Origin of the sequence: Streptomyces sp. NPDC050738, assembly GCF_040654175.1 — a bacterium.
Taxonomy (GTDB): Bacteria; Actinomycetota; Actinomycetes; order Streptomycetales; family Streptomycetaceae; genus Streptomyces.
Window position 1 is genome coordinate 1 of sequence record NZ_JBFAHN010000002.1, and the last position, 20203, is coordinate 20203.

Consider the following 20203-nt stretch of genomic DNA (forward strand, 5'->3'; position numbering starts at 1 on the left):
CCGGCGTGCATGCCCTGCAGGTCCTCCGCCTGAGTCACGGCGCGCTTGGTGAGGGCCCGATGAGGCGGGGGCTGCGCCCCCTGCGCCCCCGCTTCGGGGGCTCTGCCCCCGGACCCCCGGTCCTCAATCGCCGGACGGCTTGAATTTTTGGGCTCGCGTGACCTCGGACGTGGCGGGACACCGGACAGCTTGAATTTGGCTCGCGTTGGGCGGCTCAGAGTTCGTTGAGCTTGCCGTTCGCCACCTCGATGCGGCGCGTCGTGTGGACCGCGTCCAGCATTCTGCGGTCGTGGGTGACCAGGAGCAGTGTGCCCTCGTAGGAGGCCAACGCCGATTCCAGTTGTTCGATCGCCACCAGGTCCAGGTGGTTGGTCGGCTCGTCCAGGACCAGGAGGTTGACGCCTCTGCCCTGCAGGAGCGCCAGGGCCGCCCGGGTGCGTTCGCCGGGGGAGAGTGTCGTCGCCGGGCGCAGGACGTGCTCCGCCTTGAGGCCGAACTTGGCCAGCAGGGTGCGTACTTCGGCCGGCTCGGTGTCGGGGACCGCCGCGCAGAATGCCGCGAGGAGGGTTTCCGTACCGTAGAAGAGGCCTCGGGCCTGGTCCACCTCGCCCACCACCACGCCCGGGCCCAGCGCTGCGTTGCCCGTGTCCAGCGGGATGCGGCCCAGGAGTGCGCCGAGGAGCGTCGACTTGCCTGCTCCGTTGGCTCCGGTGATCGCCACCCGGTCCGCCCAGTCGATCTGGAGGTGGGCCGGGCCGAACGTGAAGTCGCCGCGCTGGACGGTCGCGTCGCGCAGGGTCGCCACGACCGCGCCCGAGCGGGGCGCCGCTGCGATCTCCATGCGCAGCTCCCACTCCTTGCGGGGTTCGTCGACCACGTCGAGGCGCTCGATCATGCGCTGTGTCTGGCGGGCCTTCGCCGCTTGCTTCTCGCTGGCCTCGCTGCGGAGTTTCCGGCCGATCTTGTCGTTGTCCGTCGCCTTGCGGCGGGCGTTGCGCACACCCTTGTCCATCCAGCCGCGCTGCATCTGGGCGCGGCCTTCCAGAGCGGACTTCTTGTCGGCGTACTCGTCGAACTCCTCGCGGGCGTGCCTGCGGGCCGTGTCGCGCTCTTCGAGGTAGGCCGCGTAGCCGCCTCCGTAGAGGGTGATCTGCTGCTGGGCGAGGTCGAGTTCGAGGACCTTCGTCACCGTGCGGGTGAGGAACTCGCGGTCGTGGCTGATGACCACCGTGCCGGCTCTCAGGCCCGTGACGAAGCTCTCCAGGCGCTCCAGGCCGTCCAGGTCCAGGTCGTTCGTCGGTTCGTCGAGGAGGAAGACGTCGTAACGGGAGAGCAGGAGGGAAGCCAGGCCCGCGCGGGCCGCCTGACCGCCGGAGAGTGCCGTCATCGGCTGGTCGAGACCCACGGTGAGGCCGAGTGTGGCCGCGACCTCGTCGGCGCGCTCGTCGAGGTCCGCGCCGCCCAGGTCGAGCCAGCGCTCCAGGGTGACGGAGTACTCGTCGTCGGCTCCGGGGGTGCCGTCGACCAGACCCTGGGTGGCTTCGTCCATGGCGGTCTGGGCCGCGGCGACGCCGGTGCGGCGGGCGAGGAAGGCGCGTACCGTCTCGCCCTCGCGGCGCTCCGGTTCCTGTGGGAGGTGGCCGACCGTGGCGGTGGGCGGGGAAAGCCTGAGCTCTCCCTCCTCGGGGGTGTCGAGGCCCGCGAGGAGGCGCAGCAGCGTGGACTTTCCGGCGCCGTTGACGCCGACGAGACCGATCACGTCCCCGGGTGCCACGACGAGGTCGAGTCCGGAGAAGAGCGAGCGGTCGCCGTGGCCTGCGGCGAGGTCTTTGGCGACGAGGGTTGCAGTCATCAGGGCACTGATCTTAATCGGGCCGGACTCAGAGAAGTCCCGCGAGCTTGTAGAGGGCCAGGGAGCCGGCGACGGCGACATTGAGGCTGGCTCCCGTTCCGATCATGGGGATCTCCACGCAGACGTCGAGGAGGTCCAGGGCTTCGGGAGGAATGCCCTGCTGTTCGTGGCCGAGGACCATGATCGTGCGTTCGCGGGCGGGCGGGAGGTCGGCCAGCCTGACCGCCTCGTCGGCGAGTTCCACGCCCACGATCCGGGCGCCTCGCTCACGCTGCTTCGCGAGCCAGGTGAGGGGATCGCCCGTCCAGTGGACGCAGAGCGGTTGGCGCAGGGTGTTGCCGCGGGCCAGGGCCTCGGGGACCCAGGGGAAGCGCGGCACGGTGAGGCAGGCGCCGACCGCGTCGCAGGTACGGGCGAGGGTGCCCAGGTTGGCGCCGTGCAGCGGCCACAGCGGGGCGGCGTAAAGGTGATCCCAGCAGGCGTGGGGCCGGGGGCGGCGGGATCGGCGGAGCTCCTCGCGGGTGCGGGCGCGGATGCCGGTCATCGGGGCGGGGAGGCGTACCTCGGGAGCACAGGAGCGGTCGGGCGGGTGGGACGCTTCATTGTCGGCGGCGATTCGCGGCTCGCCGGGGCCATCATCGGGTCGTGGCTGCCGTCAGGACGCTTCCTGTCGTGCGTGCCACCACGAAGGATTCACCCTTGACCGAGCGGGCGTCCAGTGGAATTCGGTGCGCGCCCGGGCCCAGTTCCGCGTCGTGGACCTCTTCGGTATGGACGCGGTTGAGCCGGTCGATGCGGTACGCCGTCAGCCGCAGCCGGCAGGTCGATGTCACCTCCACGCTCGCCTCGCCGGCCGCCACCAGCAGACCGGTCAGCCGGCGTTGCTCCAACGGGCTCCGGTCCAGGGCGTGTTCGATCTGGGCGACGAGGAGCGGGATGATCGGAGCCATTGTCTCGACGTAGGCGACGTCCGCTCCCGCCCGGCTGAAGGCCTCCTGAACGGCGATACGTTCCCGCTCCCCCACCCTCCGGCCGAAGGCCACCGCCCCATAGGTGCGCAGTTCCTCGGGCGGTACGTACGCCGTGTCCTCGGCGATCTCCGCGCCGATCCCGATCATGCGCAGGGCCGCCGCCAGTCTGGCGAGGACCGCCACCCGGGCGCCGATCAGGAGCACGCGGCGGCGCTCGGGCGGCCGCAGGCGTTCCAGCTGGGTGCGGTACTCCTGGGCGTCGAAGCGAAACGGGCCGATGCCGTGGTAGCCGTTGAGTTCGAGGTCTGCCGTCCCGGATGTCTGCCAGGCGAAGTCACGCCAGACGATGTCTCCTTCGTCCTCCTCGATGACCGCGGTCACCGCACCGCATTCGAGGCCTTCGCACTCGGGGCAGCCGTATATGACGTACCGGCCGTCGTCCAGCGGCGCTTCCGCTTCGAGGAGGAGGCGGCGTACGTGAGCGGTGAAGATGGCGGGCGGCACGTCGGAGGCCAGAGGCGACACCGCGTCCAGGTCGGACAGCCGGAAGAGCAGCGGTCTCCCGTCGACGATGAAGTCCAGGAAGTCGCGGTGCAGTTGGTAGGCGCCGTCGGCCAGGACTCCCCCGGACCGCATGGCCGGGGCCAGACCGAATGTCGCGTACTCGGCAGACATGGGGTGAGTATCCCCACCTGGAGGGCGATATGAGCGCGGGATGACACATTCGGCTACGGTCCGGTGGATGAGCGCTGAAGTGATCGTGGTGGGCGGCGGAGTCATAGGTCTGACGACGGGCATCGTGCTCGCGGAGAGCGGGCACCGGGTGCGGGTGTGGAGCCGCGATCCGGCGGGGGCCACGACCTCGGCGGTCGCGGGTGCCCTCTGGTGGCCGTACCGCATCGAGCCGGAGCGGCTGGTGGGCGAATGGGCGCTGGAATCCCTGCGTGTGTACGGGGAGTTGGCCGCCGATCCGGAAGCGACCGGGGTCCGGCTGGTGCGGGGGGTCCAGTACGGGGAACGGCTCGCCGGTCTGGGCGATTGGGCCGCGCACGTGGCGGGGCTGACGGAGGATGCGGAGGGTCTGTGGGCGCGTCTGCCGCTGATCGACATGCCGGTCCATCTCGGGTGGCTGCGGGCACGGTTCGAGGCGGCAGGCGGCACGGTCGAGGAGCGGACCGTGACCGATTTGGCCCAGGTGCCCGCCGACGTCGTGGTCAACTGCACCGGGCTCGGTGCGCGTGATCTCGTACCGGATCCCGAAGTGCGGCCCGTACGCGGGCAGTTGGTCGTGGTGGAGAACCCGGGCATCGAGGAGTGGTTCACCTCGGTCGATCACGAGGCGAGCGAGACCACCTATCTCTTTCCGCAGCCCGACCGGCTGATCCTGGGCGGCACCGCGCAGGAGGACGTATGGGATCTGACACCCGATCCGGCCGTGGCCGAGGCGATCGTGGCACGGTGTGCGCGGATCCGGCCCGAGGTCGCGGAGGCGAAGGTGCTCGATCACCGGGTGGGGCTGCGGCCCGTGCGGCCCAGCGTACGGATCGAAAGCGAGCCCATGGGGCGGTCGTTGCTGGTGCACAACTACGGGCACGGTGGTGCGGGTGTGACGGTGGCCTGGGGCAGCGCGGAGGCTGCGGCGCGCCTGGCCGCCGGACGGGATTGACGCATCCGTCCGGCGACCGGGGTCGCTTCCTCAGCTGCCGAACGGAGGCGTGGCGTTGTTGTCCGCGTCCTCGCACTGCTTGGCCTTGGCGCGGTACGCGGCGGCCAGCCTGCTCTGCTTCTTGGCCTCCTCCGTGAACCCTTCACGCTTCGCCACGGCCGCCTTGCGGTCGGCCTCCGCCGCCTGCTTGCGCAGTTGAGCGGGGTTGCAGGTGATGGGTCCGCTCGCCGCGGCGACCGACTGCGCACCGGTGGCGGTGGCCGCCTGGGCCGGCGCTCCGGCCAGCAGGAGGCCGCCGGCCAGCACGGCGGTGACGGCGAGTGTTGCCGTACGTCGCATCACAGATGTTCTCCAAATCCCGGTCCCGCAGGACCCGTCAGGGGGGTGGCTGATGATCAACCACCCACCCTAACGCGACAAGATCAACAGTCCGCGGCGACTTCCCCCTCCGTGAGGTGATACGCGGCACGTTCGTCGAGGAGGAGCGGGATCAGAGCGCGCTGCGACTGCCGCAGCGGTACGAGAATGCCGGCGCCCTGCGGCCTCGACGCGACGCCGTGCAGGGCGAGTTCATCGCCCACGTCGGCGTACTGGGCCGGGGTGAGCCGGTAGCCGCACGGCGGGTCGCGCAGGATCTGTTCGGCCTTCGCCGGGTCGTTGTCCGCGCCGCCGAGATAGACCGGGCCTCGATCCTTGAAACCGGCCGTGCGTGAGGCGTTCGTAGCGGCCTCTATGCTGCCGCGGCGGTCCCCGACGAAGCTGAACGCACCTTTGAGTGCGGCCAGTTGGGTGTTCACGCGACGCCGGTGGTTCAGCGAGGCATCGGCCTTCTCGGCCGCACTGAGCGCGTCGACCCGGGTCTCGACGAGCAGACCCGCCGCGTGCTTGATCCCGGCCATGTTGCGCAGGATGCGCTCCTGGCCGTCACCCGCGGTCTGTTTGATCGGGTCGCCGGTCACCGGGTCGGTCCAGATGCCGTAGATCCCGCTGCTGAAGCCCGCCTCGCCCGCCGTCGGCCTGACGTAACCCTCGGAGAGGGTGGCGGCCTCCGCGTGGACCCGGTCGGTGGTGTTGAGGTTGCGCGGCCACAGGGCCATCAGGTCCTTGTCGTAGTACGGCACGGTGGCGCCGTACTCGTGCAAGTCGTAGATGACATCGGGGTGTTGGTCGCGGATGACCGCGGCCATCGCCCGGCCCTCGGCCGTCTTCAGCGCGAGGTGGTCGCGGTTGATGTCCACCCCGTCGGAGTTGCCCCTGGTGTCGGCGGCGCGGCCGTCGGGGTTGGCGGTGGGCACGACTAGGACCGTGGTGCGCTCCAGGAAGCGCCGGGTCGCGGCGTCCTTGGCGTACGCGAGATCACGGATCGTCGTCAGACACGCCTCGCGGCCGGAGGGTTCGTCGCCGTGCTGCGAGCAGATGAGCAGCATGACATCGGCCGTGCGGTGTGCGCCGATCCGTACCAACTGGACCGGGCGGCCCTGCTTGGTGGTGCCGATGGTGCGGAGCGAGGTGCGCTCGCTCCCCCGGTCCACGGCGGTCAGGAACGTCTGTTCGTCGCTCTGGGTGGTCCAGTCGGCGCCGTTGCTTCTTTCGAAGCCGGTACGCGGCGGGGTGGACGTCGCCTGTGCGGGCGCTGTGATCAGGGGCATCGCCGCGGCTGCCGCGACGGCGCCGAGGGCGAGCGGACGGATGCGTGCGGGACGGGTCACCGGGCGGCCCCTCCCGGTACGGCGAACGGGCGGATCATGCCGGGGACGCCCACGCCGTCGAGGCGCGATGCGGCGGCCGGTCGGCCCGTACCGGACGTGGCCTGGGCGAAGGCCCTGGAGCCGCCGATGAGCGGGAGGTTCGCGGAGGTCCGGGCGAGGTCGACCTTGAGGGTCGGTGTGGTGCTCGGCGGGTCGATGAGGCCCGCGTCCGTACCCGCGACGATCAGTGCGAGGCGGTGTCCTGCCGGCACGATGTGGTCCGTGGCCGCCAGATCGATGGTGATCGTGTACGCCTTGCCCGGGGTGAGCGGGCGGCCCTTGAAGTCCGAGGCGTAATTGCCCAGGTCGGCCCAGCCGCGGCTGAAGACGGTGTAGTCGACGGCTGCGGTCTTCGCCTTGGTGTCCAGGAAGCAGGAGCTGTCGCCGGTGGTGCTCGCGCCCCAGCAGCTGCGGGTGGTGAGGTTGCTGACGCCTTCCTTGGCGTCGGCGTAGTCGCGGATGGTGTCGGGACCCAGGTCGACGAGGACGGCCGAGAGGTGGGCGGTGGCCGTGGTCGGGGTGGCCGTGACCGTCACCGTCGAGGAGCCGGAGAGGCGGAGGTCCTTGGTGAGCGGCTTGGTGGTGAATCCGGCTTTGGCGGGTGTCGACGTGTCGATCGCCGAGGCCCAGCCGGTCTCGTCCTGGGCGGGGTCGTCGGTGAAGGTCTCGGTCGCTCCGGGCTTGGCGGCCTTCAGGCCGAGGGCGCCCACGCCGGCCGAACTGCCCGACTGCGGACGGACCTTGGTGGTTTCGGTGGCGCGCGGCGGCCAGACCTTGTCCGTGGACCACTGGTCGGGGTGGCGCTCGATGTCGGCCATCGGCTCGTGGTCGATGCCGTTGTCGTAGCCGAGGAGGTAGTGGTCGAACCAGCGGTGCAGGGTGTCCACCCAGGCGCCGCGCCGGTAGTCGAAGGGGTCGACGTGGCCGGTCTGGGAGAACCAGATCTTGCGCTCGACACCGTTCTTGGCGAGGGCGTCCCACCACTGGCCGAGGTGCTTGGTGCGGACGTTGAGGTCCTGCATGCCGTGGACGGCGAAGACGCTGGCCTTGACCTTGTCGGCGTCGCGGACGTAGTCGCGCTCGCTCCAGAGGCTGGTCCAGTCACCGGTACGCGGGGCCTGGTCGACCAGCTTCTTCTGTACGGCGGCGCAGCGGGCCAGCTGCTCGGGGCTGTCGACGTACTCCGCGAGGGAGTCGGGGCCCGAGTCGTAGAGCGGTGCGCCCTGCTGGAAGTAGTAGTCGTACCAGGAGGAGATGCCGGCGATCGGGACGATCGTCTTGAGGCCCTCGACTCCGGTGGCCGCCACGCCGTTGGCGATGGTGGCGTCCCAGCTCTTGCCGATCATGCCGGTGTTGCCGGTGGTCCAGTCGGCCTTCGCCGCACGGCCGGATCCGGTACGGGTCGTATAGGCGCGGGCGCGGCCGTTGAGCCAGTCGACGGCGGCTTTGGCGGACTGGATGTCGGAGCGGCCGCCGATGTCGATGCAGCCGTCGGAGCGGTTGGTTCCGGCGAGGTCCACGGCGACGAAGGCGTAGCCGCGGGGCACGAAATAGTTGTCGTAGAAGAGCGGGAACTGGACGACGTTGCCGTTGGCGTCGTAAGTCTTCTTCTGGCTTTCGTTGCCGCGCCCGCAGCAGGAGTAGTACGGGCTGGCGTCCATGATCACGGGTATCTTCCGGCCCTGTTGGGCGGGTTCGCGCGGCCGGACGATGTCGACGGCGACCCGGTCGGTCTTCCCGTCCGCATCGCCGTCGAGTCCGGTGTCCACCCATACGGACTCGCGTATCGCGTTGTCGTACGAGTAGACGGGTCTGCTCTCGCGGGCCGGGGCGGCCTGTGCTCCTGACGGCGAGACGAGCACGGCCATCAGGGCGGCGACGGCCCCCACCACCAGTGTTCTGCGTATCAGCATGGCCCGGAAGGTACTCCGGTCAACTCCCGCGCAACAGAGGGCAGTAGACGCCTCAAAGCGGACCAAGGCGTTCAAGAGGCGACAGAGCGCATGGCGGCGGGATGGCAATTCTGTGACAGCAGCAACCATGTACATGACTGATGCACCGGTCACTGCATAGGCTCCAAGGGATCTTCTGTCCCTACCACTTGGAGCACTCGTGCACCGCAGACTGATCATCCCGAGCGCGCTCGCCGCCTCACTGCTGCTGGCGATCCCGGCATCCGCGGCAGACTTCACGCCCGGCGCACCCGGCATCGGCGACTCGTACTACCCCGCGTACGGCAATGGCGGATACGACGTCTCGCACTACGACCTCAGACTCAGGTACCAGCCGGACACCGACCGCCTGGACGGCACGGCGACGCTCCTCGCGAAGACCACCCAGAACCTGTCCCGCTTCAACCTGGACTTCCTCCTCGATGTGAGCGAGGTCCGGGTCAACGGCGCCAAGGCCTCCTTCGCCACCTCGGGCCAGCACGAGCTGGAGATCACCCCGGCCAAGCCCCTGCCGAAGGGCACCTCGGTGACGGTCGTCGTGCGCTACAGCGGCGTGCCGTCCACCAAGTCGGCGTACGGCTTCTCCACCTGGCACCGCACCCCCGACGGTGCGGTCGCGGCCGACGAGCCCGAGTCCGCCTGGTGGTGGTACCCGAGCAACGACCACCCCCTGGACAAGGCCACCTACGACGTGTCGGTCTCCGTGCCCGACGGCACCCAGGCGATCAGCAACGGCACGCTCCAGTCGCAGAGTTCGAAGCTCGGCAGGACCACCTTCAACTGGCGCTCGAACAAGCCTCAGGCCACCTACCTCACCACTCTGGCGGTCGGAAAGTTCGACATCACGACGGGAACGACCGACTCGGGCATCCCGATCGTCAACGCGTACAGCAAGGACCTGGGCGACAACGACGGCGCGGCGCGCGCGAGCGTCGAGCGGACCGGCGAGGTCGCGGACTGGCTGAGCGGGTACTTCGGCCCGTACCCCTTCAGTGCGCTCGGCGGCTACGTCCCGAACACGACGACCGGATACGCGCTGGAGACCCAGACCCGGCCCTTCTACAGCCAGAAGCAGTTCGCGAGCGGCTCGAACGTCTCGGTCGTCGTCCATGAGCTGGCCCACCAGTGGTACGGCGACGACGCCTCGCTCAAGGGCTGGAAGGACATCTGGATCAACGAGGGCTTCGCGCGGTACGCCCAGTGGCTCTGGTCGGACAGCGAGGGCGAGGGCACCACGCAAGAGCTCGCCGACTATGTGTACGCCTCGCACCCGGCCGACGACCCGTTCTGGACGATCGCTCCGGGCGACCCGGGCGCGGAGAACCAGTTCGAGCTCCCCGTCTACGACCGGGGTGCGCTCGCCATCCAGGCGCTGCGCAACGAGATCGGCGACGACGCCTTCTTCGCGATCCTCAAGGGCTGGCCGCAGGAGCACGCGTACGGCAACGCCTCGGTCGCGGACTTCGAGAAGTACGCCGAGAAGATCTCCGGCAAGCCGCTCGCCGAGTTCTTCGACACGTGGCTGTTCCAGCCGGTGAAGCCGGCGGCCGCGGCCAAGGCACAGGCGCGGATCGCGGCCGCCCCGGCCACGCCCGTGCAGCCGAAGTCCTGGAAGCAGATCGCCGCGACGAATACGGTCCACGACCACTGACGCGGAAGCAGCCACGTAACGGGCGGTGGATACGCTGCAGGTCCACCGCCCGTCACGTGCCGCCGAGGAGACCTTGTGCCCGACCGAATCCGGCCCACCCTTGAAGCCGTCGCGGCCCGCGCGGGGGTCTCCCGGGCGACGGCCTCGCGCGTCGTCAACGGCGGGGCGGGGGTGCGGGCACCACTGGTGGAGCGGGTGCGCGACGCGGTCGATGAGCTCGGTTACGTACCGAACCACGCGGCCAGGACCCTGGTGACCCGGCGCAACGGCGCGGTGGCCGTCATCATCGCCGAACCGGAGATACGGATCTTCTCCGACCCGTTCTTCTCCCTCCAACTGCGCGGGATAAGCCGCGAGTTGACGGCACACGACTCCCAGCTGGTGCTGCTCCTGGTGGAGGGCAGCGGGGACTACGACCGGATCGCCCGGTACCTCGCGGGCGGCCATGTCGACGGCGCGCTCGCCTTCTCCCTGCATACGCGGGACCAGCTCCCCGCCATCATCCACAAGGTCGGCATTCCGACCGTCTTCGGCGGGCGCCCCGTGCACAGCGGTGCCGGGGCGGAACTGGCCGTGCCGTACGTCGACTGCGACAACCGGGGAGGGGCGCGCGACGCCGTGCGGCACCTGGTCGGACTCGGCCGGCGGCACATCGCGCACATCGCGGGCCCGCAGGACCAGACGTCCGGCATCGACCGGTTCGACGGCTACCGGGACGTGCTGGCCGACGGCGACCCCGCGCTCGTCGCGCAGGGCGCGTTCACCGCGGACAGCGGGGCCCTGGCGATGGCCGAGCTCCTCGACCGGCGCCCGGACCTGGACGCCGTCTTCGCCGGGAACGACCTGATGGCCCAGGGAGCGATACGGGTGCTTCAGGAGCGGGGGCGGCGCATTCCGGCCGACGTCGCGGTGGTCGGCTTCGACGACATGGCCTCGGTCGCGGAGAGCACGGACCCGCCGCTCACCACGGTCCGCCAGGACATCGAGGAGATGGGGCGGCTGATGGTACGGCTGCTGGTCGGAGGCCTGGACCAGGGGGCCGAAGCCACCCCGGACTCGGTGATCATGGAGACGGAACTGGTGCGCCGGGCTTCCGCGTGAGGCCGTGGCGATGGCGATGGCGGGCGCGGGCTTCCCGGGCCAGTGGCAGATAGCGCAGCCGCTCGGGCAGTACGGGCACCACGGCGCGTACGACCCGGCCGAACCGGCGCAGCGCGCGCTCCTGGTCGTCCGTCCACTCCAGGCCGATGGCCTCGCGCGCCTCGGGCGGCATGAAGCCGATGGTGGCGAAGCGGCGGAAGCGGGCGATCGGGGGCAGCAGTACGGGCCACAGGGCGCGCAGCAGCAGGCGCAGCGGAAGGGGGCCCCGGTCGGGGGCGGCGACGGCCAGGTCGGTGGCGAGGAGCTCCTTGACGACCGGGGTCGCCTCGATCTCCTCCTCGAGCACCTTGTAGTAGTACGGCCAGAACTCCTCGATCGTCTGCGGCATGTCCCGGTCGTGGATGCCCAGGATCCGGCCGACCTGGAGCCACTCCGCGTAGAGCTGCCGCTCCTGGGCGTCGGTGTAGGGGCGTCCTATGTACTTCCGCGCGTGGTGGAAGACGGGGAAGCCGGTGGCGTGCACCCAGGCGTAGTGGGCCGGGGTGAGCGCGTGGTACCGGCGGCCCCGGGTATCGGTGCCCTGGATGGTCCGGTGCATGGCGCGCAGCCGCCGGCCCTCCTCGGCGGCTGCGTCCCCGCCGTACACCCAGAGCTGTACGGATCGCAGCGAGCGCTCACCCCGTCCCCAGGGGTCCGTCCGGAAGACGGAGTGCTCGTCGACCCCGGCACCGACGGCCGGGTGGGCGACCTGCATGATCAGGGCGGCGGGCAGGGTGAGCAGCATGCGGAGGTCGCCGGCCTCGCTCCACAGGACCCCGCCGGGTGGGGGTGGTGTGGGGTTCGGGGCACGGCGGTTCATCCATCCAGTATGCGTTTCGCCTGTTCGGAGCCGTGCCGGGGGTCCCGAGACGGGTCAGTCGACGCTGCGCTGCCGGACCGGCTCGCCCAGGATCCGCCCGGCCAGCTCCACCGCGAGCTCCTCCACGTGGGTGCGCAGCTCGGCCTCGGCGGCGGTCCGCTCGGCCTCGATCAGCACGGTCCCCTCGGCGACGATCCGCTCCCGCTCCCGTACGCCCTCGGCCCTGGCCTCGGCGATCGCGGCCGCCCCCTCCTCCTTGGCCTGCTGCCGGATGCGGGACGCGTCGTGCCGGGCACCGGCGAGCGCATCCTGGTACGCGGCGTGAACCTCCTCGGCCCGCGCGCGCAGCTCCTCGGCCCGCTCCTGCTGCCCGTGGATGGCATCGTCGCGGGCGGCGATCGTACGGGCGATGCGGGGCAGCAGGACTTTGGCCAGGACGAGATAGAGAAGGGCGAACAGCACAACGCCGAAGAGCAGCTCGTTGTTCTGCGGCTTGAGCGGTCCCAAATCCAGGGCGAGGTTCTCCATAGCTATCAACTATCAGCATTCCGCCCGCCGTTGACACCCATCGGACAACACCTTCTGCCGTGATGCGCACCTCATCCGTGGTCGTACACCGTGACCGGAATGCCGCGTGCCACCAGCCGCTCGGCTATGAGAGGTTCGACGCGCGACCATTTCCCGCCTGCCAACCCACAGCCGATGCGGGGCATATGGACGGAGGCCCCCAGTTCAGCAGCCCGGCCGGCCACCGCGCCAAGGGCGGTGCCGATCGCCTCGTACCGCACGGGCACACCTTTGCTGCCGGTGCGCATCCCGTGCTGGCCGACCATGTTCGCGACCCAGGTGTACGGACCCACCTCGACGTACTGCACGGCGCCCAGACCGAAGTCGTTGCCCGCGCGCTCGCGGTGCCAGCGCCGGTAGGCCGCCTCGGGCTCCGGCCAGCGGCGTGAGAGGGCAAGGACGAAGCCCTTCCCCCAGCCGCCCTGATCGTTGCAGACATGCGCGATCACCTTGATGCCCTTGCCAAGAGGCGCGGTGGCATCCCCCTGCGCGTACTCGATCCCCGTCATGCCCCCACCGTACGAGCCACCACTGACAATCCGGAGGGGAGCCGGGCAGGCGCTTTCGCAACTGTGGTGAGACAGCAATACTGTTCCACGGATCAACACCGTGCGGCAGGAAGCGAGGGCGCAGCCATGGCCACAGAGACCGGGCAGCCGACGCTCACGGTCGACGAACTGGCCGCGCACGCGGGGGTCACCGTGCGCACCATTCGCTTCTACAGCACCCGGGGGCTGCTGCCCCCGCCCGTCATCGGGCCCCGGCGCGTGGGGCATTACGGCTCCGAGCACCTCTCCCGGCTCGCGCTCGTCGAGGAACTGCAGCACCAGGGCATGACCCTGTCGGCCATCGAGCGGTACGTGGCACAGCTGCCGGCCGATCTCAGCGCCCACGATCTGGCCATCCACCGCGCCCTGGTCGCCTCCTGGGCGCCCGGCTCGGCCGAGAAGACGACCCGTGCCGAGCTTGAACGGCGGGCCGGGCAGGCGTTGTCCGAGAAGGACATCGAGCGGCTCGCCGCGATGAACGTGCTGGAGCGGGGCGACGCCCCGGACATCTTCCGGGTCGACCCCGGGCTGCTGCGGCTCGGCGTTCAGCTGCTGCAGGTGCCCATCTCCCTGGACACGCTGCTGGCCGCGCGCGACGTCGTACTGGAGCATTCGCGGCAGACCGCGAAGGAGCTGACGCGGCTCTTCCAGGACGAGGTGTGGGGACCGTACAGCGAGAGCGGGCACAGCCCGGAGGCCGTGGAGACGATGGTGTCGCTCTCCGCCCATATGCAGCCGATGGTGGTGCAGGCCCTGGTGACCGCTTTTCAGCGTTCCCTGAAGGAGGAGTTGCGCGCCCGGTACGCCAGCGAGTGAAGCGGCGTGCCGTGACCCGTCCGGCTCGGAATCCGCCCGGGGTATCGTCCTCATGATCGAGGAGGACCCCGAGGTCAGGGGCCGTGCGCGGGGAGGGCGTCATGAGCGGTACGGGATCAATAGGCACCACATGGAACCTGAGTGAAGAGGAGGGTGGAGTCCTCGCAGGACGCTGGTGGAAGTGGGCGATGTCCGCACCAAAGGACAAGAGTCCCGTCGAGGACACCACCGGGGAGTACGCGGCATGGAAACAGCCGGATGACCTCTGGTTCCTCGCCGGCACCTACGGGGGTCGGGTGGAGCGCCGCTGCACTGTCCCCGGGGACCGGCCGCTGTTCTTCCCTGTGATCAATATCCAGCACACCCGGTCCTACTCGAAGACCCCGCTGTCAATGGGCATCGCGGAAGCCTCGGCGTCGCTGAACGGGATCCCCCTGGAACTCCGTGAATTCGCCGGACAGTTCCGGGCGGGGCCGCGCCGCCGCTTCGCGTGGGGGATCTGGGGTGGCATCGCGCCGCTGGCCGCAGGCCAGTTCGTCCTGGAGATCAAGGGCGAGGCCACCAATGGGTTCTACGTCGACACCACGTATCACCTTGAAGTGAAGGAAACGCAGGTCTGACCCCGGCCGCTCGCCTGCCCGCCCGTCAGGCGGTGCTCCGGCCGGCGAGCGGCCGGGCGCACCGCCTTGGCGGGGCTCAGTTGAAGCGCTCGCCCTTCTCCGCCTTCTCCACCAGCAGTGCGGGCGGCGCGAAGCGCTCTCCGTAGCGCGCGGCCAGTTCGCGGGAGCGGGCCACGAAGCCGGGGAGGCCGCCCTCGTAGCCGTTGATGTACTGGATCACGCCGCCCGTCCAGCCGGGGAAGCCGATCCCGAAGATCGAGCCGATGTTCGCGTCGGGCACCGAGGTGAGCACGCCCTCCTCGAAGCAGCGGACCGTGTCGAGCGCCTCCGAGAAGAGCATCCGCTCCTGCATGTCGAGGAAGGGGATCGCTGTGCCCTCCGTCGCGAAGTGCTCGCGCAGGCCCGGCCAGAGGCCTGCGCGCTTGCCGTCCACGTAGTCGTAGAAGCCCGCCCCGCCGCTGCGCCCCGTGCGGCCGAACTCGTCGACCATCCGGTCGATCACCGCGTCCGAGGGGTGGCCGGCCCACGTGCCGCCCGCCTCCTCGACCGCGCGCCTGGCCTCGTTGCGGATCTTGCGCGGGAGAGTCAGCGTCAGTTCGTCCATCAGGGACAGGACCTTCGCCGGGTAGCCCGCCTGGGCCGCCGCCTGCTCGATGGACGCGGGGTCCGCACCCTCGCCGAGCATGGCGACGCCCTCGTTGATGAACTGGCCGATCACGCGTGAAGTGAAGAAGCCACGCGAGTCGTTGACGACGATCGGGGTCTTCTTGATCTGGCGTACGAGGTCGAAGGCGCGGGCCAGCGCCTCGTCGCCCGTCCGCTCACCCTTGATGATCTCGACCAGCGGCATCTTGTCGACGGGCGAGAAGAAGTGCAGGCCGATGAAGTCCGCGGGGCGCGAAACACCTTCCGAGAGGAGGGTGATGGGCAGCGTGGAGGTGTTGGAGCACAGGAGCGCGTCGGGGCCGACGACGTCCTGGATCTCCTCGAACACCTTGTGCTTGAGCGACACGTCCTCGAAGACCGCCTCGATCACCGCGTCGCAGCCCGCCAGGTCGGCGGCGTCGGCGGTCGGGGTGATGAGGGCGAGGAGCGCGTCCCGCTTGGCCTCGGTCGTGCGGCCCCGGGAGAGCGCCTTGGCGAGGATCTTCTCCGAGTACGCCTTGCCCTTGGCGGCAGCCTCCGCGGTGACGTCCTTGAGGACGACCTCGATGCCGGCCCGCGCGCAGGAGTACGCGATGCCCGCGCCCATCATCCCCGCGCCGAGCACGGCGACCTTGCGGACGGGGCGCGGCGCGATGCCCTGCGGGCGGCTCGCACCGGAGTTGACGGCCTGCAGGTCGAAGAAGAACGCCTGGATCATGTTCTTGGAGATCTGGCCGGTGACCAGCTCAGTGAAGTACCGCGCCTCGATGGTCTGCGCGGTCTCGAAGTCGACCTGCGAGCCCTCGACGGCCGCCGCGAGGATGTTGCGCGGCGCCGGGTAGGGCGCGCCGTTGATCTGCTTCTTCAGGTTGGCGGGGAAGGCGGGGAGGTTGGCGGCGAAGCGTGGGTTGGAGGGCGTGCCGCCGGGGATCTTGTAGCCCTTGATGTCCCAGGGCTGCTGCGAGGTGGGGTTGGCGTCGATGAAGGCGCGTGCCTTCGCGAGCATCTCCTCGGTGGAGGCCGCCACTTCGTGGACCAGGCCGTTGTCGAGGGCGCGCTGCGGGCTGTACTGCGTGCCCTGGAGGAGGACCTTCAGGAGGGCGTCGGCGATGCCCATCAGCCGTACCGTACGGGTCACGCCGCCGCCCGCGGGGAGCAGGCCGAGCGTGACCTCGGGGAGGCCGATCTTGGAGCCGGGTGCGTCAAGGGCGATGCGGTGGTGGCAGGCCAGGGCGATCTCGTAACCGCCGCCCAGCGCCGCCCCGTTGATCGCGGCGACGACCGGCTTGCCGAGGGTTTCGATACGGCGCAGGGCGCGCTTGATCGCCATGCCCGCGTCGAAGGCGTGCTGCGCCCGGTCCGGGCCGACCTGGATCATGTCCTTGAGGTCGCCGCCCGCGAAGAAGGTCTTCTTGGCGGAGGTGAAGACGATGCCCCGCACCGTGTCCTTCTCCGCTTCGAGACGGTCCGCGACGGCGGCGATCGAGTCCTTGAACGCCTGGTTCATGGTGTTGGCGGACTGGTTGGGGTCGTCCAGGACGAGGGTGACGACGCCGCTCTCGTCCTGTTCCCAGCGGATGGTGGTGTTCTCGCTCATGGTCTGGTGCTCCGGGAGGAAGGGAGGAATGAGGGCGGGGGTCAGAGACGCTCGATGACGGTGGCGACACCCATGCCGCCGCCGACGCAGAGCGTGACGAGCCCGTAGCGCAGGTCGCGGCGCTCCAGTTCGTCGATGAGCGTGCCGAGGATCATCGCGCCGGTGGCGCCCAGCGGGTGGCCGAGCGCGATGGCGCCGCCGTTGACGTTGATCTTCTCGATCGGTACGCCGACATCCTTGGCGAAGCGCAGCACGACACCCGCGAACGCCTCGTTCATCTCGAAGAGGTCGATGTCGTCGATGGTCAGGCCGGCCTTGGCAAGTGCCTTGAAGGTGGCGGGTGCGGGACCGGTGAGCATGATGGTCGGCTCGGATCCGGAGACCGCGGCCGAGACGATACGGGCGCGGGGCGCCATGCCGTACCGCTCGCCGACCTCGCGCGTACCGATCGCGACGAGGGACGCGCCGTCGACGATTCCCGAGGAGTTGCCCGCGTGGTGGACGTGGTCGATCTTCTCGACCCAGTGGTACTTCTGCAGCGCGACCGCGTCGAAGCCGCCCATCTCGCCGATCGCGGCGAAGGAGGGCTTGAGTCCGGCGAGGGACTCGGCGGTCGTGCCGGGGCGCATGTGCTCGTCGTGGTCGAGTACGACCAGGCCGTTGCGGTCCAGGACGGGGACGACGGAGCGCTGGAAGCGGCCGTCCTTCCAGGCCTCGGCGGCGCGCTCCTGGGAGAGCGCCGCGTAGGAGTCCACGTCATGGCGGGTGAAGCCCTCGATGGTGGCGATCAGGTCGGCGCCGACGCCCTGGGGCGCGAAGCCCGTGTCCCAGTTGGTCATCGGGTCCATGGCCCAGGCGCCGCCGTCGGAGGCCATGGGGACGCGGGACATCGACTCGACGCCGCCGGCCAGGACCAGGTCCTCCCAGCCCGAACGGACCTTGGCGGCGGCCAGGTTGACGGCCTCCAGGCCCGAGGCACAGAAGCGGTTCTCCTGCAGGCCCGCGACGGTGTCGGGCAGTCCTGCCGCGACGGCCGCGATACGGGCGATGTCGGAACCCTGGTCGCCGACCGGGCTGACGACGCCGAGCACGATGTCGTCGATCGCGGCCGGGTCGAGGTTCGGGAAGCGGCGCCGCATCTCGTGGATCAGGCCGACGACCAGGTCGATCGGCTTGGTGCCGTGCAGGGCGCCGTTGGCCTTGCCGCGCCCGCGCGGGGTGCGGATCGCGTCGTACACATACGCTTCGGTACTCAAGACAACTGCCTTTCAGGGGTGCGGGGTGGTGGGAGGGGTCAGCCGAGAAGGGAGCGGCCGATGATCTCCTTCATGATCTCGGTCGTACCGCCGTAGATCGTCTGGATGCGGCCGTCGGTGAAGGCTCTGGCGACCCGGTACTCACTCATGTAGCCGTATCCGCCGTGCAGTTGCAGGCACCGGTCGGCGACCCTCTTCTGGAGCTCGGTGGCCCACCATTTGGCCATCGAGGCGTGGACGGCGTCGAGCTCACCGTTCGAGTGATCGACGATGCACCGGTCGAGGAACGTACGGGTGACGGCGCACTCGGTGGCCATCTCCGCGATCTCGAAGCGGATGTGCTGGAGCTTGGAGAGCGGGCGCCCGAAGGCCTCGCGCTCCTTGACGTACGCCATGGTGATCTCGAGGAGATACTCGGCCGCGGCGATCCCGGCGACCGCGATGCCCATCCGCTCCTGCGCCAGATTGGTCATCAGGTGGATGAAGGCGCCGTCGAGCTCGCCGAGGAGGTTCTCCTTCGGGACGCGTACGTCGTGGAAGAACAACTCGGCCGTGTCCTGGGACTTCTGGCCGATCTTGTCGAGGTTGCGGCCGCGCTCGAATCCTTCCGCACCGCGCTCGACGACCAGCAGGGACAGGCCCTTCGCGCCTCCCTCGGGGGACGTCTTGGCGACGACGACGACCAGGTCAGCGAGGATCCCGTTGGAGATGAAGGTCTTGGAGCCGTTGAGGAGCCAGTGGTCGCCGCGGTCCTCGGCGGTCGTACGGATGCCCTGCAGGTCGCTGCCCGCGCCCGGTTCGGTCATCGCGATCGCGGTGATGGTCTCGCCGCTGCAGAAGCCGGGGAGCCAGCGCCGCTTCTGCTCATCGGTTCCGAGGCCGGTGAGGTACGGGCCGATGATGTCGTTGTGCAGGCCGAGCGCGAGCCCGGCGGCGCCGGCGCGGGTGAACTCCTCGGCCAGTACGGCGCTGTAGCGGAAGTCCGCGTTCCCGCCGCCGCCGTACTCCTCGGGGACGGCCAGGCCGAGCAGCCCCTGCTTACCGGCCGCCCGCCAGGCGTCGCGCGAGACGATGCCGTCCTTCTCCCACTGGTCGTAGTGCGGCAGGACCTCCTTGGCGAGGAAGGTGCGTACGATCTCGCGGAACGCCTCGTGCTCGGCGTCGAAAATCTGCCGCTTCAACGGTTCTCCTCCTTGGCGGGCTTGGCGAGGCCGGGCACGCCCCAGTCGGCGGCCACCTCGGCGGTGTCCGCGCCCGGCTGGGCCGGACCACGGTGTACGGATCCCGGCGTCGCCGAGAAGCGCGGCGCGGGGGCGGGCTGGGTGATGCCGCTGTGCTCCACGAACGTGGAGCGGGCCGCGAGATGCGGGTGGGAGGGGGCTTCGCGCAGGGAGAGCACGGGGGCGACGCAGGCGTCGGAGCCCTCGAAGACCTCGGTCCACTCCGCGCGGCTCTTCGCCTTGAAGCGGTCTGTGACGGCGGCGCGCAGTTCGTCCCAGCGGGCGAGATCCTTGCGCGCCGGAGCCTGGCCCTCCAGGCCGAGGAGCCGGATGAACTCGTCGTAGAACTGCTGCTCCAGGGGTCCCACGGCCATGTACGCGCCGTCGGCGGTCTCGTACGTGCCGTAGAAGGGGCAGCCGCCGTCGAGCAGATTCGCACCGCGCCGGTCCTGCCAGCCGCCCGCCGCCATCATCCCGTGGATCATCGTGGCGAGATGGGTGGCGCCGTCGACGATCGCGGCGTCGACGACCTGTCCGACGCCTTCCTCCGAGCGGGCGTGCTGGAGGGCTGCGAGCACGCCGACGACCAGATAGAGCGAGCCGCCCGCGTAGTCCCCGACCAGGTTGGCGGGGACGGTCGGCGGCTCGTCCGGCTTGCCGATCATGCCGAGCGTCCCGGTGATCGCGATGTACGCGATGTCGTGCCCGGCACGCTGGGCGAGGGGTCCTTCCTGGCCCCAGCCGGTCATCCGTCCGTACACCAGCCGCGGATTGCGGGCGAGACACACGTCGGGGCCCACGCCGAGCCGCTCGGCGACTCCGGGTCTGAACCCCTCGACGAGGATGTCGGCGCGCTCGACGAGGTCGAGGACGCGGTCCGGCCCTTCCGGCGCCTTGAGATCGACGAGCACCGAGCGTTTGTTGCGGTTGGTGAGGTCGTACGCCGGATTCACCGCGAGGCCGCCGCCGCCGGGCCGGTCGACCCGTACGACATCTGCCCCGAGGTCGGCGAGGAGCATCGCGGCGAACGGACCCGGCCCGATTCCTGCCAGTTCGACCACGCGTACCCCGGCGAGCGGGCCGGTCCCTGTCGCTGCCATCAAGCCCCCAGCTGTATGACACTTCTGATGTAAC

At 70.0% G+C, this 20203-nt stretch carries 18 protein-coding genes; 5 read left to right on the plus strand and 13 right to left on the minus strand.

Annotated elements, in window-relative coordinates; genetic code table 11:
- Positions 1 to 214: 214 nt before the first annotated feature.
- The 3 genes from AB0H78_RS04330 to AB0H78_RS04340 form a co-directional block, all read right to left on the minus strand.
- The gene (locus AB0H78_RS04330; protein WP_363232715.1) at positions 215 to 1852 is read right to left on the minus strand and encodes an ABC-F family ATP-binding cassette domain-containing protein; all 1638 of its coding nucleotides are present in this window, start codon (positions 1850 to 1852) and stop codon (positions 215 to 217) included.
- A gap of 28 nt (positions 1853 to 1880) precedes the next feature.
- Positions 1881 to 2396, minus strand: coding sequence for a TrmH family RNA methyltransferase (locus tag AB0H78_RS04335; protein ID WP_363232716.1), 516 nt, complete (start codon positions 2394 to 2396; stop codon positions 1881 to 1883).
- Positions 2397 to 2487: 91 nt separating this feature from the next.
- Positions 2488 to 3498, minus strand: coding sequence for an oxidoreductase (locus tag AB0H78_RS04340; protein WP_363232717.1), 1011 nt, complete (start codon positions 3496 to 3498; stop codon positions 2488 to 2490).
- A 67-nt stretch (positions 3499 to 3565) separates the two neighbouring features.
- Between AB0H78_RS04340 and AB0H78_RS04345 the strand changes: the two genes are divergently transcribed.
- Positions 3566 to 4489 carry an FAD-dependent oxidoreductase gene (locus AB0H78_RS04345; protein WP_363232718.1) on the plus strand — a complete coding sequence of 308 codons (924 nt, stop codon included), beginning with the start codon at positions 3566 to 3568 and terminating at the stop codon, positions 4487 to 4489.
- 30 nt (positions 4490 to 4519) lie between these two features.
- On the opposite strand, the gene AB0H78_RS04350 is transcribed toward AB0H78_RS04345, so the two are convergent.
- The 3 genes from AB0H78_RS04350 to AB0H78_RS04360 form a co-directional block, all read right to left on the minus strand.
- A complete protein-coding gene (locus tag AB0H78_RS04350) occupies positions 4520 to 4828 on the minus strand; it encodes a hypothetical protein (protein ID WP_363232719.1) in 309 nt (102 codons plus the stop codon).
- 83 nt (positions 4829 to 4911) lie between these two features.
- Positions 4912 to 6138, minus strand: a complete 1227-nt coding sequence (locus tag AB0H78_RS04355; protein ID WP_363233419.1) for a M14 family metallocarboxypeptidase — start codon at positions 6136 to 6138, stop codon at positions 4912 to 4914.
- Positions 6139 to 6194: 56 nt separating this feature from the next.
- A complete protein-coding gene (locus tag AB0H78_RS04360; RefSeq protein ID WP_363232720.1) occupies positions 6195 to 8150 on the minus strand; it encodes a Xaa-Pro dipeptidyl-peptidase in 1956 nt (651 codons plus the stop codon).
- Between the two features lie 199 nt (positions 8151 to 8349).
- Here AB0H78_RS04360 and AB0H78_RS04365 point away from each other — a divergent pair, with 199 nt between their 5' ends.
- Entirely contained in the window at positions 8350 to 9840 is a 1491-nt protein-coding gene (locus AB0H78_RS04365; RefSeq protein WP_363232721.1) for a M1 family metallopeptidase, read from the plus strand.
- Between the two features lie 75 nt (positions 9841 to 9915).
- On the plus strand, positions 9916 to 10941 hold the full coding sequence (locus AB0H78_RS04370) for a LacI family DNA-binding transcriptional regulator (protein ID WP_363232722.1): 1026 nt from the start codon (positions 9916 to 9918) through the stop codon (positions 10939 to 10941).
- Here AB0H78_RS04370 and AB0H78_RS04375 read toward each other — a convergent pair.
- From AB0H78_RS04375 to AB0H78_RS04385, 3 genes are all read right to left on the minus strand, one after another.
- The gene (locus tag AB0H78_RS04375) at positions 10904 to 11800 is read right to left on the minus strand and encodes an oxygenase MpaB family protein (protein ID WP_363232723.1); all 897 of its coding nucleotides are present in this window, start codon (positions 11798 to 11800) and stop codon (positions 10904 to 10906) included. The two genes, AB0H78_RS04370 and AB0H78_RS04375, sit on opposite strands and share 38 nt — an antisense overlap.
- A gap of 54 nt (positions 11801 to 11854) precedes the next feature.
- Complete coding sequence (gene atpF / locus AB0H78_RS04380; RefSeq protein ID WP_363232724.1) at positions 11855 to 12328, minus strand: F0F1 ATP synthase subunit B; 474 nt, start codon at positions 12326 to 12328, stop codon at positions 11855 to 11857.
- 71 nt (positions 12329 to 12399) lie between these two features.
- Positions 12400 to 12876: a macro domain-containing protein gene (locus AB0H78_RS04385; RefSeq protein ID WP_363232725.1), complete on the minus strand. Its 477-nt coding sequence runs from the start codon at positions 12874 to 12876 to the stop codon at positions 12400 to 12402.
- Between the two features lie 126 nt (positions 12877 to 13002).
- Between AB0H78_RS04385 and AB0H78_RS04390 the strand changes: the two genes are divergently transcribed.
- Both AB0H78_RS04390 and AB0H78_RS04395 read left to right on the plus strand, forming a co-directional pair.
- Entirely contained in the window at positions 13003 to 13731 is a 729-nt protein-coding gene (locus AB0H78_RS04390; RefSeq protein ID WP_363232726.1) for a MerR family transcriptional regulator, read from the plus strand.
- 188 nt (positions 13732 to 13919) lie between these two features.
- Positions 13920 to 14351, plus strand: a complete 432-nt coding sequence (locus AB0H78_RS04395) for a hypothetical protein (protein WP_363232727.1) — start codon at positions 13920 to 13922, stop codon at positions 14349 to 14351.
- Between the two features lie 76 nt (positions 14352 to 14427).
- Here AB0H78_RS04395 and AB0H78_RS04400 read toward each other — a convergent pair whose 3' ends face one another.
- From AB0H78_RS04400 to AB0H78_RS04415, 4 genes are read right to left on the minus strand one after another with little or no spacing between them, the layout of a single operon-like run.
- Positions 14428 to 16593 carry a 3-hydroxyacyl-CoA dehydrogenase NAD-binding domain-containing protein gene (locus AB0H78_RS04400; protein WP_363232728.1) on the minus strand — a complete coding sequence of 722 codons (2166 nt, stop codon included), beginning with the start codon at positions 16591 to 16593 and terminating at the stop codon, positions 14428 to 14430.
- 41 nt (positions 16594 to 16634) lie between these two features.
- Entirely contained in the window at positions 16635 to 17849 is a 1215-nt protein-coding gene (locus AB0H78_RS04405) for an acetyl-CoA C-acetyltransferase (RefSeq protein ID WP_363232729.1), read from the minus strand.
- Positions 17850 to 17887: 38 nt separating this feature from the next.
- A complete protein-coding gene (locus tag AB0H78_RS04410) occupies positions 17888 to 19030 on the minus strand; it encodes an acyl-CoA dehydrogenase family protein (RefSeq protein ID WP_363232730.1) in 1143 nt (380 codons plus the stop codon).
- A complete protein-coding gene (locus tag AB0H78_RS04415; protein WP_363232731.1) occupies positions 19027 to 20169 on the minus strand; it encodes a CaiB/BaiF CoA-transferase family protein in 1143 nt (380 codons plus the stop codon). The genes AB0H78_RS04410 and AB0H78_RS04415 overlap by 4 nt, the downstream gene beginning before the upstream one ends.
- Positions 20170 to 20203: the final 34 nt, after the last annotated feature.

Bases quoted from the DNA above. Each gene is read 5' to 3' on its own strand.
- AB0H78_RS04330 (WP_363232715.1), bottom strand. From the start codon at position 1,852: ATGACTGCAACCCTCGTCGCCAAAGACCTCGCCGCAGGCCACGGCGAC.
- AB0H78_RS04400 (WP_363232728.1), bottom strand. From the start codon at position 16,593: ATGAGCGAGAACACCACCATCCGCTGGGAACAGGACGAGAGCGGCGTC.
- AB0H78_RS04375 (WP_363232723.1), bottom strand. From the start codon at position 11,800: ATGAACCGCCGTGCCCCGAACCCCACACCACCCCCACCCGGCGGGGTC.
- AB0H78_RS04385 (WP_363232725.1), bottom strand. From the start codon at position 12,876: ATGACGGGGATCGAGTACGCGCAGGGGGATGCCACCGCGCCTCTTGGC.
- AB0H78_RS04355 (WP_363233419.1), bottom strand. From the start codon at position 6,138: ATGCCCCTGATCACAGCGCCCGCACAGGCGACGTCCACCCCGCCGCGT.
- AB0H78_RS04415 (WP_363232731.1), bottom strand. From the start codon at position 20,169: ATGGCAGCGACAGGGACCGGCCCGCTCGCCGGGGTACGCGTGGTCGAA.
- AB0H78_RS04340 (WP_363232717.1), bottom strand. From the start codon at position 3,498: ATGTCTGCCGAGTACGCGACATTCGGTCTGGCCCCGGCCATGCGGTCC.
- AB0H78_RS04390 (WP_363232726.1), top strand. From the start codon at position 13,003: ATGGCCACAGAGACCGGGCAGCCGACGCTCACGGTCGACGAACTGGCC.
- AB0H78_RS04360 (WP_363232720.1), bottom strand. From the start codon at position 8,150: ATGCTGATACGCAGAACACTGGTGGTGGGGGCCGTCGCCGCCCTGATG.
- atpF (WP_363232724.1), bottom strand. From the start codon at position 12,328: ATGGAGAACCTCGCCCTGGATTTGGGACCGCTCAAGCCGCAGAACAAC.
- AB0H78_RS04395 (WP_363232727.1), top strand. From the start codon at position 13,920: ATGTCCGCACCAAAGGACAAGAGTCCCGTCGAGGACACCACCGGGGAG.
- AB0H78_RS04345 (WP_363232718.1), top strand. From the start codon at position 3,566: ATGAGCGCTGAAGTGATCGTGGTGGGCGGCGGAGTCATAGGTCTGACG.
- AB0H78_RS04350 (WP_363232719.1), bottom strand. From the start codon at position 4,828: ATGCGACGTACGGCAACACTCGCCGTCACCGCCGTGCTGGCCGGCGGC.
- AB0H78_RS04335 (WP_363232716.1), bottom strand. From the start codon at position 2,396: ATGACCGGCATCCGCGCCCGCACCCGCGAGGAGCTCCGCCGATCCCGC.